Source organism: Parahaliea aestuarii (assembly GCF_008064635.1).
GTDB lineage: Bacteria > Pseudomonadota > Gammaproteobacteria > Pseudomonadales > Halieaceae > Parahaliea > Parahaliea aestuarii.
The window spans coordinates 145,425-159,858 of sequence record NZ_VRYZ01000008.1; the positions used below are offsets into that span (position 1 = coordinate 145,425).

The 14,434-nt window shown below is 63.5% G+C and carries 12 protein-coding genes; 1 reads left to right on the top strand and 11 read right to left on the bottom strand.

Annotated features, from left to right (window positions below; genetic code table 11):
• Positions 1-44: 44 nt before the first annotated feature.
• From FVW59_RS16875 to FVW59_RS16885, 3 genes are all read right to left on the bottom strand, one after another.
• A complete protein-coding gene (locus FVW59_RS16875; protein WP_148065542.1) occupies positions 45-284 on the bottom strand; it encodes a DUF1244 domain-containing protein in 240 nt (79 codons plus the stop codon).
• 93 nt (positions 285-377) lie between these two features.
• Positions 378-1,511 carry a helix-turn-helix transcriptional regulator gene (locus FVW59_RS16880; RefSeq protein ID WP_148065543.1) on the bottom strand — a complete coding sequence of 378 codons (1,134 nt, stop codon included), beginning with the start codon at positions 1,509-1,511 and terminating at the stop codon, positions 378-380.
• 84 nt (positions 1,512-1,595) lie between these two features.
• Positions 1,596-2,387: an SDR family oxidoreductase gene (locus FVW59_RS16885; RefSeq protein WP_148065544.1), complete on the bottom strand. Its 792-nt coding sequence runs from the start codon at positions 2,385-2,387 to the stop codon at positions 1,596-1,598.
• 192 nt (positions 2,388-2,579) lie between these two features.
• Here FVW59_RS16885 and FVW59_RS16890 point away from each other — a divergent pair, with 192 nt between their 5' ends.
• Positions 2,580-3,062 carry a pyridoxamine 5'-phosphate oxidase family protein gene (locus FVW59_RS16890; protein WP_187275951.1) on the top strand — a complete coding sequence of 161 codons (483 nt, stop codon included), beginning with the start codon at positions 2,580-2,582 and terminating at the stop codon, positions 3,060-3,062.
• Between the two features lie 16 nt (positions 3,063-3,078).
• Here the strand turns inward: FVW59_RS16890 and dnaE are convergent, their stop codons facing one another.
• From dnaE to bamA, 8 genes are all read right to left on the bottom strand, one after another.
• The gene (gene dnaE / locus FVW59_RS16895; RefSeq protein WP_148065546.1) at positions 3,079-6,573 is read right to left on the bottom strand and encodes a DNA polymerase III subunit alpha; all 3,495 of its coding nucleotides are present in this window, start codon (positions 6,571-6,573) and stop codon (positions 3,079-3,081) included.
• Positions 6,574-7,168: 595 nt separating this feature from the next.
• Complete coding sequence (gene rnhB / locus FVW59_RS16900) at positions 7,169-7,768, bottom strand: ribonuclease HII (protein ID WP_148065547.1); 600 nt, start codon at positions 7,766-7,768, stop codon at positions 7,169-7,171.
• Positions 7,761-8,939, bottom strand: a complete 1,179-nt coding sequence (lpxB, locus tag FVW59_RS16905; protein ID WP_148065548.1) for a lipid-A-disaccharide synthase — start codon at positions 8,937-8,939, stop codon at positions 7,761-7,763. Before lpxB ends, rnhB begins: the two co-directional genes overlap by 8 nt.
• Before the next feature lie 7 nt (positions 8,940-8,946).
• Positions 8,947-9,717, bottom strand: a complete 771-nt coding sequence (lpxA, locus tag FVW59_RS16910; protein ID WP_148065549.1) for an acyl-ACP--UDP-N-acetylglucosamine O-acyltransferase — start codon at positions 9,715-9,717, stop codon at positions 8,947-8,949.
• An 8-nt stretch (positions 9,718-9,725) separates the two neighbouring features.
• Positions 9,726-10,163 (bottom strand): 3-hydroxyacyl-ACP dehydratase FabZ, encoded by a 438-nt coding sequence (fabZ, locus tag FVW59_RS16915; RefSeq protein WP_222711561.1) that lies wholly within the window; start codon positions 10,161-10,163, stop codon positions 9,726-9,728.
• A 23-nt stretch (positions 10,164-10,186) separates the two neighbouring features.
• Positions 10,187-11,215 (bottom strand): UDP-3-O-(3-hydroxymyristoyl)glucosamine N-acyltransferase, encoded by a 1,029-nt coding sequence (gene lpxD, locus FVW59_RS16920; RefSeq protein ID WP_246139777.1) that lies wholly within the window; start codon positions 11,213-11,215, stop codon positions 10,187-10,189.
• Positions 11,216-11,249: 34 nt separating this feature from the next.
• Positions 11,250-11,768, bottom strand: a complete 519-nt coding sequence (locus tag FVW59_RS16925) for an OmpH/Skp family outer membrane protein (protein WP_246139778.1) — start codon at positions 11,766-11,768, stop codon at positions 11,250-11,252.
• A gap of 31 nt (positions 11,769-11,799) precedes the next feature.
• Positions 11,800-14,382: an outer membrane protein assembly factor BamA gene (bamA, locus tag FVW59_RS16930; protein ID WP_425468411.1), complete on the bottom strand. Its 2,583-nt coding sequence runs from the start codon at positions 14,380-14,382 to the stop codon at positions 11,800-11,802.
• Between the last annotated feature and the right edge of the window lie 52 nt (positions 14,383-14,434).

A 14,434-nucleotide genomic window follows, 5' to 3' on the forward strand; every position in this document is an offset into this window, starting at 1 on the left:
GGCGATGATGGTCTGCGGCGACGGAGCTGGCTGGCGCGAAGCGACTACTTCTGGTGCTTCGCCTTCCACGCGTCGTAAGGCATGCCGTAAATGCGCTCGCGGGCACTGTCGTAGTCCATCTCCAGTCCCTCCTCCTCGGCGGCGGCCATGTACCACTTGGCAAGGCAGTTGCGACAGAAGCCGGCCAGCTCCATCAGCTCGATGTTCTGCACGTCCTTGCGGCTGTCGAGGTGTTCCAGCAGGCGGCGAAAGGCGCCGGCCTCAATGTTGTTGAGATTCGACACGGCATTTCTCCTTATTGATGACTTGCGGGTGGAGCGCGTTTGTTATCGGGACATCGTTATCCAGTCGCCTTGCCCGGCACGACGGGCCCGGGGCTATTCGCCCATGTGGGCCACGCTCCTGAGGATCAACTGTACCAGACGGGTCTGGCGTGTCACCCCGGTTTTGGAGAACACCGCGCTGAGGTGGGACTTGCCGGTATTGCGGGAAATGTTGAGCTGCTCACAGGCCTCATCCAGGGTGGCGCCATTGGCCAGCAAGAGGGCCAGGTTGGCCTCGGCCCGGGTAAAACCGAACAGGGTCATCAGCACCGCCTGTGGCGCATCCCGCGGCTGGCTGGGATCGGAGATAAATATGGCCACGGAGGGATTGCGGCTGCCGTCGGGCGCCGCCACCAGTGGCAGCGGGCGTATCAGAACGCCCGCCCCTGGCGCTTCCGGCCCGGACAGGCGCAGGGCGCGGATAAAGGCCGGCTCGCCCCGCAGGTGGGCCTGCATTACCTCATCCAGGCAGGCGCGAAAGGCCTGGTTGTCGGCGCGGTCCGCCAGGCGCAGCTTGCCGTTTTCCGACTGCATCCAGCGCCCCTCCCCCATGAGCCGCTCGGCGGCGCGGTTGCTGTGCCGGATGCGGGCGCTCTGGTCGAGAATAATGGCCGCCACCGCCATGCGGTCCACCGCGTTGGCAAACAGGGAGCGTTCGCTCTCCACCCGGGCGATACGCGCCTGCAGGCGAATGGTCTGCTGGATATGCGGCAGCAGCTGCTTGCACAGAGCGCGCTCCGCGGCGGAGAAGTTGTCCTTCTCCTCCACCCTGGCGAAGCGCAGGCGCGCGCTGTTGCCGAGGTCGTCCCCCAGGTCCGCTCCCATCAGGTGGCGCACCCCGGTGCCCTTGACGTACTGCTGGTAGTAATCCGACGCGTAGTACTCCTCCGGCGCCATGAACTCGTCCATGGTGTAGACCTCTCCCGCCGGCAGATTGACGAAGGGGTCCATGGCGAAATAGCTCTCGTTATAAGAGTCAAAGATGGCCGAGGACAGCACTACCGAGTTGATCACCACGCCGGCGTCGCCCGCCTTTGGCGCGCGCAGGATCAGGGTGACAAAGTCAGCGCCCAGGGCCTGCCCCAGCAGGCGCAGAAATTCCTGCCACGGCGGGTCCGCCACCGGCCCCCGGGACAGGGCCAGTAGCAGTTCATTCATGGCAGCGGAAATCTGGTAGTCGCGGGGCACCGGAACAACTCGTGTAAATCAGGCATTGTCCGGTGAGGATGCTACGGGGTCAACGCGGGGCGGCACGGCCGCCCCGATTGCAGGTCAGACCGGCATGTATTCCCCGCCGTTGACATCCAGCCCGGCGCCGGTCACCGCCGCGGCGTAGTCCGAGGCCAGGAAGATGGCAGCCTTGGCGCAGTCGGCGTCGTCGGGAATGCTGCCCAGCGGGATGTTGCGGCAGACCTCGGCGATCATCTCGTTCTTGTCGCGGCCGGTTTCCGCCACCTGCCAGTCGAAGTAGCCCTCCACTGACGGGCCCCACATCCAGCCCATGTGGGCGCTGTTGACGCGGATATTGTCCTTGCCCAGTTCCAGCGCCAGGTGCTTGGTGGCGTTGCGCAGGGCGGACTTGGTGCTGCCGTAGCCGCCCTGGGTGGCCAGGGGCTTGTGCTCGACCATGGTGGCGATCATCACAATGGCGCCGCCACCGGCCTTGCGCATGGCGGGTATGCAGGCCTGGGTAAGCTGCATGGTGCCGAAGAAGTTGACCTCCATACTGCGGCGCCAGCCGTTGAGGTCGGCGACATCGATGGGCTCAAAGCTGCCGGGGTCGTAGGCACTGTTGAACAGCACATCGATGCGCCCGAAAGCCTCTTCCGTTTTCGCCGCGAGATTGCGGCAGTGATCGACGTTGCTGATATCGGTGGGCACCTTCAGCACCTTGGTACCGAGGCCCAGTTCATTGATCTCCTGCTCGGCGATATCCAGCTTGGCCCCGGTGCGCGCCGCCAGTACCACGGCGGTTGCACCCTCCTTCGCCGCCAGGGTGGACAGTTCCTGCCCCAGCCCCGGCCCGATCCCGGACACGATCACGACTTTGTCTTTCAACAGCATTGGTTTGCTCCTCGGTTGTTATGTTGTAACCAGTGGAGTTCAAGACTGCCAGCAGCCGGCAGCGGCGGCACCACCCTAACGGGCGAGACGGGGTGAGAAAGAGGGGGTGGTTTAGAGGATTGAATCAGCGGGCAAATCCGCCAATCCGTGCCAAACTGCATGGATTACGCCTTGGGAATCCCGGAGCAGCTGATGGCTTTTGATGAATCCCTGTCTTACCTGCTGGAAGAGCGCCGCATCGCCACTTTGACGACCTTCGATGTGCAGGGCATGCCCCATGTCACCGCCGTCTGGTTCCTGTGGCAAAACGGGGCGCTTTACCTGACCACCAATGACCAGAGCGGCAAGGGGCGCAACCTGTCCCGGGACCCTCGCATGGCCTTGTGCATGGAGTGCCGGGAAGCCGGTCGCGAGGCGGGACTGAGCGCATCGGGCCGGGCCGAGCTACTGACCGGCGAGAAGGCCTCAGCCCTGGCCGGGCAGATCAACGGCAAGTACCTGACGCCCGCCGCATTGAACCACCCGGTGGTGGGGACAGCGTTCAGCGGGATGTCCAACCTGGTGGTGAAACTGGTTCCCGAACGATGGATTTCCTGGGACATGGCCGCGCTCGGGGATGCGCTTTTCCCACCGGGAAGTGATGCCTCCGGGTTTTTCTATCCCACGCTAAAGTAATCGGACTGAGCGGGCTTCAGCCATATTCGAGGGCGACTTTCTCTGCACCCACGCGGTCACGCAGGGCCTGCAGAAGTTCGTCCGATGGCATCACCTGCCAGGCCTCGCCCAGGCGCACCCTGGCACTGTTGTCGGGCTGGCGGTATTGCAGCGCCACCGGGCAGTTGCCGGGCCCCGCCTGATTCAGTGTCTGCGCCAGCCAGTCGGTGAAGGTCTCATCCACCAGCTCACGGTTGAGCTCGATGATCAGGGATGACGCGTAGTTTTCCCGCGCCTGTTCCAGGCTGCGCACGGTCTTGGCGCGCATGGCGAGGCCGCCGGAGTAATCGTCGTGGGCGACGCTGCCCTCGGCGATGACGATACTGTCCTTGACCAGCAGTTCGCGGTACTCGTTGTAGGTATCGGCGTAGACGGTGACTTCGATGCGCGCGGAGCGGTCGTCCAGTTGCAGCACCGCCATGGTGTCGCCGCGTTTGGTTTTCATGGTGCGGGTGGCGACGATCAGCCCCGCCAGTACCTGGCTGCCCTGTTTGTCGCCGCGCACATCGGCGATGCGGGTGGGGGCTAACTTGCGCACTTCCGTTTCGTAGTCGTCAATGGGATGGCCGCTGAAGAACAGGCCCAGGGCCTCTTTCTCACGACCCAGGCGCTCCTTGCCGTTCCAGGGCCGGGCGCTGCGAAAGCCGGCGTACACGTCTTCATCGCCCGATCCCGCGGCGGGCACCACTTCGCCGAACAGGTCGGTCATGCCGCTGTCACGGTTGCTGGCGCTCTGCTCTGCAGCTTTGAGGGCGTCTTCTACACTGTCGATGAGTACCCAGCGCTCCACCCCCAGGGCGTCGAAGGCGCCGGCGTTGATCAGCGCCTCGATGGCCTTGCGGTTGACCTTGCGCGGGTCGGTGCGGGCGCAGAAATCGAACAGGTCGGTGAAGGGGCCGCCCTCTTCCCGCGCCGCCAGCAGGTTGCGCACCGGCCCCTCCCCCAGGCCCTTGATGGCGCCGAGGCCATAGATCACTTCCTGTTCGGTATTCACGGTGAACATGTACTGGCCGACGTTCACATCGGGCAGTTTCACCGTCAGGCCCATGCGATTGCACTCTTCGTAGAAGAGAACAATCTTGTCGGTGTTGTCGAGTTCCGAACTCATCACCGCCGCCATAAAGGGCGCCGGATAGTGGGCCTTGAGCCAGGCGGTCTGGTAGGACACCAGGGCATAGGCTGCCGAGTGGGACTTGTTGAAACCGTAGCCGGCGAACTTTTCCACCAGGTCGAAGATCTTCATCGCCAGGTCGCCGTCGACGCCCTTGGCCCTGGCTCCTTCCTCGAAGATGCTGCGCTGCTTGGCCATCTCCTCGGGCTTCTTCTTACCCATCGCCCGGCGCAGCATGTCGGCGCCGCCGAGGGTGTAGCCCGCCAGCTCCTGGGCAATCTGCATCACCTGCTCCTGGTAGAGGATGATGCCATAGGTGGGCTGCAGGATGGGTTCCAGCCACTCGTGCTGGTACTGGGAATCGGGGTAGGAAATGGCCTCGCGGCCGTGCTTGCGGTTGATGAAGTTGTCCACCATGCCCGACTGCAGCGGGCCCGGGCGGAACAGCGCCACCAGGGCCACGATATCTTCGAAACAGTCCGGCTGCAGGCGCTTGATCAGGTCTTTCATGCCGCGGGATTCCAGCTGGAACACCGCCGTGGTTTCCGCCGACTGCAGCAGGTCGAAGCTGGGCTTGTCGTCCAGCGGAATCTGCATGATGTCCAGCGGGTCTTCGCCGGCGATAGCGCGCACCTCGTCGATCATCTTCACCGCCCAGTGAATGATGGTCAGGGTACGCAGACCCAGGAAGTCGAACTTCACCAGGCCGGCGTCTTCCACATCGCCCTTGTCGTACTGCGTCACCAGGCCGGAGCCGGTCTCGTCACAGTACAGGGGGGAGAAATCCGTCAGCTTCGACGGCGCGATAACCACACCCCCGGCGTGCTTGCCGACGTTCCGGGTTATACCTTCCAGCTGGACTGCCATATCCCAGATTTCCTGGGCCTGGCTGTCCTCCCGCAGGAAGTCACGCAGCACTTCCTCCTGCTCGATGGCCTTGGACAGGGTCATGCCGACTTCAAAGGGAATCATCTTCGACAGCTTGTCACCGAGGCCGTAGGACTTGCCCTGGGCGCGGGCCACATCGCGCACCACCGCCTTGGCGGCCATGGTGCCGAAGGTGATGATCTGCGATACGGCGTCCCGCCCATACGTATCGGCCACGTATTCGATCACCTTGTCGCGCTTCTCCATGCAGAAGTCGACGTCGAAGTCGGGCATCGACACCCGCTCCGGATTGAGGAAGCGCTCGAACAGCAGATCGTACGCCAGCGGGTCGAGGTCGGTAATCTCCAGCGCGTAGGCCACCAGCGAGCCGGCGCCGGAACCCCGCCCCGGCCCCACCGGGATGTCGTGCTGCTTGGCCCAGCGGATAAAGTCCATCACGATCAGGAAGTAGCCGGGAAAGCCCATCTGGATAATGGTTTCCAGCTCGAAGTCCAGGCGCTCGCGATAGGTTTTCTGCGTCTCTGGAAAGTCGGGGGCAGCGTTATCGAACAGCACCGCCAGCCGCGCGTCCAGACCCTCGTGGGAGAGCTGACGGAAGTACTCGTCCATGGTGAGCCCCTCCGGCACCGGGTAGTCCGGCAGGTAGGGCTTGCCCAGTTCCAGCGCTACGCTGCAACGGCGGGCGATGGCCACCGAGTTGGCCAGCGCTTCCGGAATGTCGGCAAACAGCTCCGCCATTTCCTCAGGCGAGCGCAGGTACTGCTGTTCCGTGTAATTGCGAGGCCGGCGTGGATCGTCCAGGGTGCGCCCCTCGCGGATACAGACCCGCGCTTCGTGGGCCTCGAATTCATCGCTATCGAGAAAGCGCACGTCGTTGGTGGCCACTACCGGCAGGTCCAACCTGTCCGCCAGCGCCACCGCGCCGTGTAGCGCGATTTCATCGCCGGCGCGGCCGGTGCGATGCAATTCCAGGTAGAAGCGCCCCGGATAGATCTCCATCCAGAAACGCGCCCGCTGCTCCGCCAGTTCCAGCTTCTCACCGACAATCGCCTGCCCCACATCCCCGGCGGTGCCGCAGGACAGGGCCAGTACGCCTTCGGCTTTCTCCCGCAGCCAGTCGCGCCGGACGTAGGGCATGCCCAGGTACTGGCCCTCGAGGTAGGCGAGTGAAATGAGCTCGGTCAGGTTGCGGTAGCCGGTGTCGTTCATGGCGAACAGGCTGATGGCAGAACTGCGCTCGTCCTCGTCGCCTTCGCCGTCGCGAATGTGCAGGTCGACGCCGAATACGGGCTTCACGCCAGCGCCAAAAGCGGCCTTGTGGACTTTGATCAGCGCGTAGAAGTTGGCCACGTCGGTGATGCCAACGGCGGGCATGCCGAGTTCGACGCAGCGGTTGATGAGTGGCTTGACGCGGACGAGGCCGTCGACGAGGGAGTATTCGGTGTGGACGCGGAGATGGACGAATTCGGTCATGGGAGGGAGTTTAACGCCGGGGGTTTGGTGTGACTACTGACGGGCTGGATTATTGTGATTGCTGTTTCATATTGCAGGTTTCGTATCGGCGGCTTCGATAGGCCCACATCGACAGCCGTAGGAGGTTTCGATAGGCTCCGCACCCGACGCCGGCGCGGCCCTTCCGGGACACGCTGTGAATACGTCCATGTACGCTTCTCTTCGACATCCATGTCTCAGAGAGTCCCTTCAGGGCCGCCCCGGCACCGGGCGCTACTCACTTTGCCCCCAAGTACGGTGAATTCTACGACTGCAATTTGAGTGCGATCCCCAATATCTTCGTCAAACGAATTAGCCGCGGTAGCGGGGGTAGGCCCCGAAGGGACCGTCAGCGGCCTGGACGGCCGCTGCCGAGCCCCCAGGGATGGGTTCACGGCGTGTCCCGGAGGGGCCTACCGCCGCTGCCGCGGCGGTGCCGATGCGAGGTTAGTAACCCAGCCAAGGAGCCAATCAAAACTGGATTACCCAAACTGTGACGGCCAGGACAATGGATTCCTGCCTACGCAGGAATGACAGGGGGAGGGCAGGAACGACGGGGCAGTGTATCGACCCGGGTCTAAGCCCCCGCCAGCAAGGCCCGCACCGGCGCAAAGCTGCGGCGGTGCACCGGTGTCACCCCCAGTTCCCGCAGCGCCGCCAGGTGCGCCGCCGTCGGATAGCCCTTGTGTTTGGCAAAGCCGTAGCCCGGGTACTGCGCCTCCAGCGCCACCAGTTCACTATCCCGCTGCACCTTCGCCAGGATCGAGGCCGCCGCGATGGCGGGGACCCGGTCGTCGCCCTTCACCACCGGCTCCGAAGGGTAGTCCCAGCGCGGCAGGCGGTTGCCGTCCACCAACACATAGCCCGGTTGCATCGACAGGCCATCGACGGCGCGTTTCATCGCCAGCAGCGAGGCGTGGAGGATATTGAGCTCGTCGATCTCCGCCACGCTGGCCCGCGCCACACACCAGGCCAGGGCCTGCTGGCGGATAGTCCCGGCGAGGACTTCCCGGCGGGCTTCGCTGAGCTTCTTGGAATCCCGCAGTCCGGCAATCGGTCGCTGTGGATCGAGAATGACCGCGGCGGCGACCACATCGCCAGCCAGGGGACCACGCCCCACTTCGTCGACACCGGCAAGGTCGGGACCGTCGAAACTGACGTGGAACAAATCATCCATCGCGCTCGCTCCCGATACTCACCCCAGCGGCAGTGCCGGGGCGGCCGTGGATGGTATCCAGCAGGGCCTCTGCGGCGCGTCCGGCAAAGCCCAGTGCCAGCTCCCGGTGAATGGCGTCGAAGGCTTCGCGCTGTTCAACTGCCGCACCCTGACCCGCCAGTAGCGGCTCCAGTGCGGCCACCATGGCCTCCGGCGTGGCATCGTCCTGAATCAGTTCCGGCACCAGGGCGCCCCCGGCGAGGATGTTGGGCAACGCGGCGAAGGGCGTTTTGACCAGTCTTTTCACCAGTGCCCAGGACAGGGGCGCCATGCGATAGGCGACCACCATCGGGCGCTTGAGCAGCATCGCTTCGAGGGTGGCGGTACCGGAGGCCAGCAGCACCGCGTCGGCCGCAGCCATGACCTCCCGGGAGCGACCGCTGACCAGGGTCAAGGGCAGCCCGGGATAGGCCGCCAGCAGGGCGCTCACTTGTGCCTCGCGCTCGGCATTGGCGGCGGGAAGCACGAAGTGCAGATCCGGGTGCAGCAGGGACAGGCGCGCCGCAGCCTGCAAAAACAGGGGCGCCAGCAGCCCCACCTCACCACCGCGGGAGCCGGGCAGGAGGGCCAGCACCCGTCCCTCCCGGGGCAGCTGCAACGCCGCGCGGGCGGCGGCGCTGTCCACCACCAGCGGTATCTCATCCGCCAGCGGGTGGCCCACAAAGCTCGCCGCCACACGGTGTTCGGCATAGATCGGCAATTCGAAGGGGAACAGGCAGAGCATGCGATCCACTGCCCGTGCAATGCCCTTCATGCGACCGGCGCGCCAGGCCCAGACAGTGGGGCTGACCAGGTGAGCGGTGGTGACACCGGCCCTGCGCAGTTTGCGTTCCAGGTGCAGGTTGAAATCGGGGGAATCGATGCCGAGGAAGATGTCCGGCGGATTGTCGCGAAAGTGCCGGAAAACAGCGCCGCGAATGCGCAACAGCTCGGGCAGGCGCTTGAGGGGCTCGACAAAGCCCATCACTGACAGGCGCTCCATGGGGAACAGGCTGTCCAGCCCCTGCTCCGCCATCAGCGGGCCACCGATACCCTCCACCACCAGGTCCGGGTGGCGCTGGCGCAGGGCGGCGATGACGCGGGAGCCGAGGATATCGCCAGAGGCTTCGCCAGCCAGTATGCCGATGCGCATTACTGCGCTAGCGAACGATGCCGCGCTCCGAGGCGCGTATGGAATCGATCAGCATCTGCACTTCGGGCGTGTCCCGCAGCATGGTTTCCAGGCGCTGCAGGGCCAGTTCCAGGGTGAGTCCCTGGCGGTAGATGATCTTGAAGGCCCGGCGCAGCTGGCTCAGGGTTTCATTGGAAAAACCGCGCCGGCGCAGGCCCTCGACGTTGATGGTCTTGGCCTCGGCGGGCTGGCCGCTGACGGTGACGAAGGCGGGTACGTCCTTGCCGATACCGGTGGCCATGCCGCTGAAGCTGTGGGCGCCGATCTTGCAGAACTGGTGCACCAGGGTATAACCGGAGAGGATGGCCCAGTCACCCACATGCACATGCCCGGCCAGGGCGGCGTTGTTGACCATGATGATGTGGTCGCCCAGCACGCAGTCGTGGCCGATGTGCACATAGGCCATGATCAGGTTGTGGTTGCCGATGGTGGTCTCGGCGCGGTCCTGAACGGTGCCGCGGTGAATGGTCACGTTCTCGCGGATCACGTTGTGATCGCCGATGACCAGCCGGGTGGGTTCGTCGCGGTACTTGAGATCCGGCGTCGCCTCACCCACCGTGGAAAACTGGTAGATGTGGTTGTTGGCGCCGATCACCGTCGGCCCCTTGATCACGACATGGCTTTCGACAATAGTGCCGGGGCCAATTTCCACGCCGGGGCCAATATAGGTCCAGGGGCCGACGCGTACGTCTGCCGCCAGTTTCGCACCGGGATCAACGATGGCCTGCTCGTGAATCATGGTCGCGCTCAGGCCTTGCGGTCTGCGCAGAGAATGGTGGCGGAAGCGGCCAGTTCGCCATCCACGTCGGAACTCACTTCAAACTTCCAGATCCCGCGGCGGTCACCGAGGATCTTCGCCCGCAGCATCACCCGGTCACCGGGCACACAGGGCCGCTTGAAACGCAGGTTGTCGGCGCCGACGAAGTAGTAGATGGAGCCATCCGCCGGGGTTTTTTCCTGGGATTTGAAACCCAGGATGCCGGCGGCCTGGGCCATGGCCTCCACCAGCAGTACGCCGGGGAATACCGGCTTGTCGGGGAAGTGGCCGTCGAAAAAGGGTTCGTTGATGCTGAGGTTCTTGTAGGCGACGATAGACTCGCCCAGGTTCAGCTCCACCACGCGATCGACCAGCAGGAAGGGATAGCGGTGGGGCAGGTATTTACGAATGTCTGCAATGTCCAACAACATGAAGCGGGATGTCCTCTGTATTAACTGTGTTCTGACCCGTCATCGAGCCGCGACTCGACGCTGGCCAGGCGCCGCTGTATGGCGTCCAACTGGGCGAAGCGAACCGCGCTGCGCTTCCAGTCCCTGGTCGTGGACATCGGGGTGCCGGAGGAATACGAGCCCGCTTCGGTGATCGATTTGGTGACCATGGTCATGCCCGTCACGTGAACGTTGTCGCAAATCTCCACATGCCCCACCACACCCACGCCACCTGCGAGGGTGCAGTTGGCACCTATAATCGTGCTACCGGCGAGGCCGGTGCAACCGGCTATCGCGGTATTTTTTCCGATGCGACAGTTGTGCGCGATCTGTACCAGATTGTCGATGATGGCCCCATCTTCGATCACGGTATCTTCAATCGCACCGCGATCAATGGTGGTACAGGCCCCCACTTCCACGCGATCGCCGAGCCACACACCACCCAGTTGATGGATTTTTTCCCAGCCATCGGGGCCCGGCGCAAAGCCGAAGCCATCGCCCCCCAGCACCGCCTGGGAGTGAATGGTGCAGTGATCGCCCACCCGCACATCGTGGTAGAGCACCGCGTTAGGGTGAATGCGGCTCCCCGCCCCCACCCGACTGCGCTGGCCGATATAGACGCTGGCGCCAATCACGGCGCCGGCACCGATCACGGCACCGGATTCAATGACGGCGTTGGGGCCGACTGCAGCGGAGGCATCCACCGCGGCGTCCGCTGCCACCGTCGCCGCAGGGTGAATACCCGGCGGGGGCACAGGAGCGCGATCGAACAGGCCGCTGACCCGGGCAAAACAGAGGTAGGGATCGTCCGCCACCAGATAGTCGACCGGGCAGGTATCGGCAAGATCCGGCGGCACAATCACCGCGCCCGCCCTGGTCGTGGCCAGTAGATGCTGGTATTTGCGCTGGGCCAGAAAGGCCAGCTGTTCGGGCCCGGCGGCGGTGAGCGTCGCCAGACCGGTCAGTTGACGCTGGGCGTCACCCGAGTAGGCCAGACCCAGCTTCTCTGCAAGCTCCCCGAGTGTAATCACGCGCCAGGGCCTATTCAGCCAGTGTGACCAGCCCCTATTCGGCAGGCAACTGGTTCAGCTTGTCGGTCACTTTGGCAGTGATGCTGTAGCCAGCGTCGGCGTGAATCACCGACTGACGCTGCAGCAGCAGGCCGATGCCTTCGGTAGTGATCAATTCGCGCAGCACTTCCTGTACCCGCGGGGACATTTCCTGCAGCAGCACCTGGCCGGCGGCCTGTTCGGCCTTCTGCAGCTTGCCAGTAACGTGCTCTAGGTCGGACTGTTTGCTCTGCAGTTTCTGGCGCGCAGCCACCTGCTGATCGGCGCTCATCACCGCGGCGTCTTTCTGGAAGTCTTTCAGCAGCTTGTCGAACTCTTCCTTGAGTTTGTCGTACTCCGCCTTGTCGGCTTTGTAGTCGTCCTGGTTGCGCACCGCCGCCAGCTGCTTCTGGGCGTAGTCGGTCTGCAGGATGGCCTGTTCGAGATTGACCACCGCGATCTTGCCTTGCGCCCAGCCCAGGGTGGGCAGGCTCAGGGCCAGGGTGGCGAGGGCAATTTTCAATAGTCTGGACACAATAAACTCCAATTATCAGTAATAAAAAAGGTTAGAAGCCGCGGCCAAGGGTGAACTGGAAGACCTCTTCCTCATCCTCGGGGCCCGCATTCAGCGGCTTGGCAAGGCTGAAAGTCATGGGGCCGAAGCCGGTAATCCAGCTCACGCCCACACCCACCGAGTAGCGGAACTCGTCGCCATCGATATCGAAACAGTTGATCTGGTTCGAGGAGCACTGGGTATTGAATACGTTACCCGCATCCACGAAGAAGGCCGAGCGCAATTTGCTGCGATCCTTGATAAAGGGCAGCGGGAACAGCAGTTCGGCGCTACCCTCAATCAGCACGTTGCCGCCAAAGGGATCGGAATCACGACCGGGGCGATAGGTGTTGTACACCAGCTTGCCGGTGGCCGGATCGCGGACATAGCCAAACTGCCGGCCGTCGGGGCCACCGCGCTCAGTGGCGGTACCGTCCTCGTCAATTTCCGTCGCCGGCTGGTTCACGTCGTAAATTTCAGGCGGCGTACTGCGCGGGCCCAGGGTGTTGTTCTCGTAACCGCGCACCGAGCCAAAACCGCCGGCAAAGAAATGTTCGTAGAAAGGCAGGCTCTCGGAATCGCCGTAGCCATCACCGTAGCCGAGTTCGGTGCGGAAGCGCAGGGTCCACTCGTTGACAATGGGGAAGTAGATTTCGCCGCGATAGGTCAGCTTGTAGAACTCCAGGTCGGAGCCGGGCACCGCTACTTCCAGCGCCACCGACTGGCTGGCGCCGCGGGTGGCCAGACGGCCGCGGTTCAGGGTGGACTGGGTCCAGCTGCCGGTTACGGTCCAGTTCAGGTACTCGTCGCCGTGCACGTCGAGGAAGCCCGGCTCGGTGGGAATGGTCAGGGAATCGGGCGGCAGCGAATCTATTGGCAGCAGCACTTCCGGCGCCGAATAAGTGCCATCCTCCAGCAGGTTGCTGTCGTAGTAGAAGTCGACCCCGTCGATCAGGCGCGGGCTGGCCTTGATTTCCTGCACCGCGAAACGGCCGGCGGTGATCTCGGTGTTGGAAACGCCGAAGCTGAAGCCCAGACGCTGGGTTTCACCAATCGGGTAACCGAAGTTCAGGGCCGCGCCGAGCGTGTCGGTGGTGTAACTGGCCACGTTCACTTCTGACAGGTCGGTGGAGCGGTAGAACACGTTGAAACCGCGGCTGACACCGTCCTCGGTGTAATAGGGGTTGGTGTAACTGAAATTGTAGAGGTCCTGGTAGCGGGAGCTGTTCAGGGAGATGCCCACCCGACGGCCGGTACCCAGGAAGTTGTCCTGTTGCAGGTTGAGGCCGAGGATCAGGCCCGCATCCTGGGCGTAACCGAAGCTGGCGCCGATGCTGCCGGAGGACTGCTCTTCCACCGCGAAGTCGACATCGATCAGGTCGTCGTGGCCGGGCACTTCCGGCGTTTCCACTTCGGCTTTGCTGAAGTAACCGAGACGCTCCAGACGCACGCGGGACTGCTCGATGGAGGCGGCGGAGGCCGGCGCGCCTTCCATCTGGCGCATTTCCCGGCGCAGGACGTCGTCCGCGGTTTTCATGTTGCCCTTGAAATTCACACGTCGCACGTAGGTGCGCTTGCCCGGATCGATGAAAAATTTCATCGCCACGGTATTGTCGTCCTCGTTCACCTCGGGGATGCCGGTCACCTTGGCAAAACTGTAGCCCTCGTTGCCGAGACGGCGGGTCAGGTATTCCTCGGTGGACGTCACCAGCTGCTGGGAGAAGGTCTGGCCTTCACTCACCAGTACAAAGCGCCGCAGATCCGACTCCGGCAGCACAAGGTCACCGGACAGGTCGACTTCACCCACGGTGAACTTCTCGCCCTCGGTCACGTTGGCGGTGATGTAGACGGCTTCCTTGTTGGGTGAGACCGACACCTGGGTGGAGTCAATGGTGAACTGCAGGTAGCCCCGGTCCATGTAATAGGAAGTCAGGGTTTCCAGGTCGCCGGTAAGCTTCTCCCGCGAGTATTTGTCGTCGTTGGTAAAGAAGGAAAACCAGCCGGTGGTTTTCAGTGCAAACAGGTCGGTGAGCTCTTCGTCGTCAAAGACCTCGTTGCCCACCACATTGATATGCTTGATGGCGGCCACGGTGCCTTCGTCCACATCGATGTTGACAGACACCCGGTTGCGCGGCTCCGGCAGTACCTCGGTTTCAATATTGGCGTCATAGCGCCCCTGCTGCACGTACTGGCGCTGCAGCTCCAGCTGCATCCCCTCGAGGGTGGAGCGCTGGAACACCTGGCCCACGGCGAGGCCGGCGCTTTTCAGGCCGTCCATCAGGGCCTCGGTCTCGATGGCCTTGTTGCCCTCGATATTGATCTCACTGATGCTGGGGCGTTCGGCCACCACAATCACCAGCACGTTGCCGTCGCGGCCGATACGGATGTCATCGAAATTACCGGTGGCAAACAGGCTGCGGGATGCGGCGCGCAGGGCTTCCTCGTTGACGAGATCACCCACCGCCAGCGGCATGGCGGCAAACACACTGCCGGCGGAAATCCGCTGCAGGCCCTCGACACGGATATCACTGACAATAAAGGAGGACGAAGTCTGGGCGGCCGCCAGGGGAGCCACCGTCGCCGTAGGACCTGCAATGGCCAGCTGGAGCGCCAGCCAGAGGGGAAGTCGCTTGCTCGTAGTCTTGTCA

Excerpts from the sequence above, each read along its gene's own strand:
- FVW59_RS16885 (WP_148065544.1), bottom strand. The coding sequence starts at position 2,387 with ATGCTGTTGAAAGACAAAGTCGTGATCGTGTCCGGGATCGGGCCGGGG.
- lpxA (WP_148065549.1), bottom strand. The coding sequence starts at position 9,717 with ATGATTCACGAGCAGGCCATCGTTGATCCCGGTGCGAAACTGGCGGCA.
- rnhB (WP_148065547.1), bottom strand. The coding sequence starts at position 7,768 with ATGGATGATTTGTTCCACGTCAGTTTCGACGGTCCCGACCTTGCCGGT.
- lpxB (WP_148065548.1), bottom strand. The coding sequence starts at position 8,939 with ATGCGCATCGGCATACTGGCTGGCGAAGCCTCTGGCGATATCCTCGGC.
- FVW59_RS16890 (WP_187275951.1), top strand. The coding sequence starts at position 2,580 with ATGGCTTTTGATGAATCCCTGTCTTACCTGCTGGAAGAGCGCCGCATC.
- dnaE (WP_148065546.1), bottom strand. The coding sequence starts at position 6,573 with ATGACCGAATTCGTCCATCTCCGCGTCCACACCGAATACTCCCTCGTC.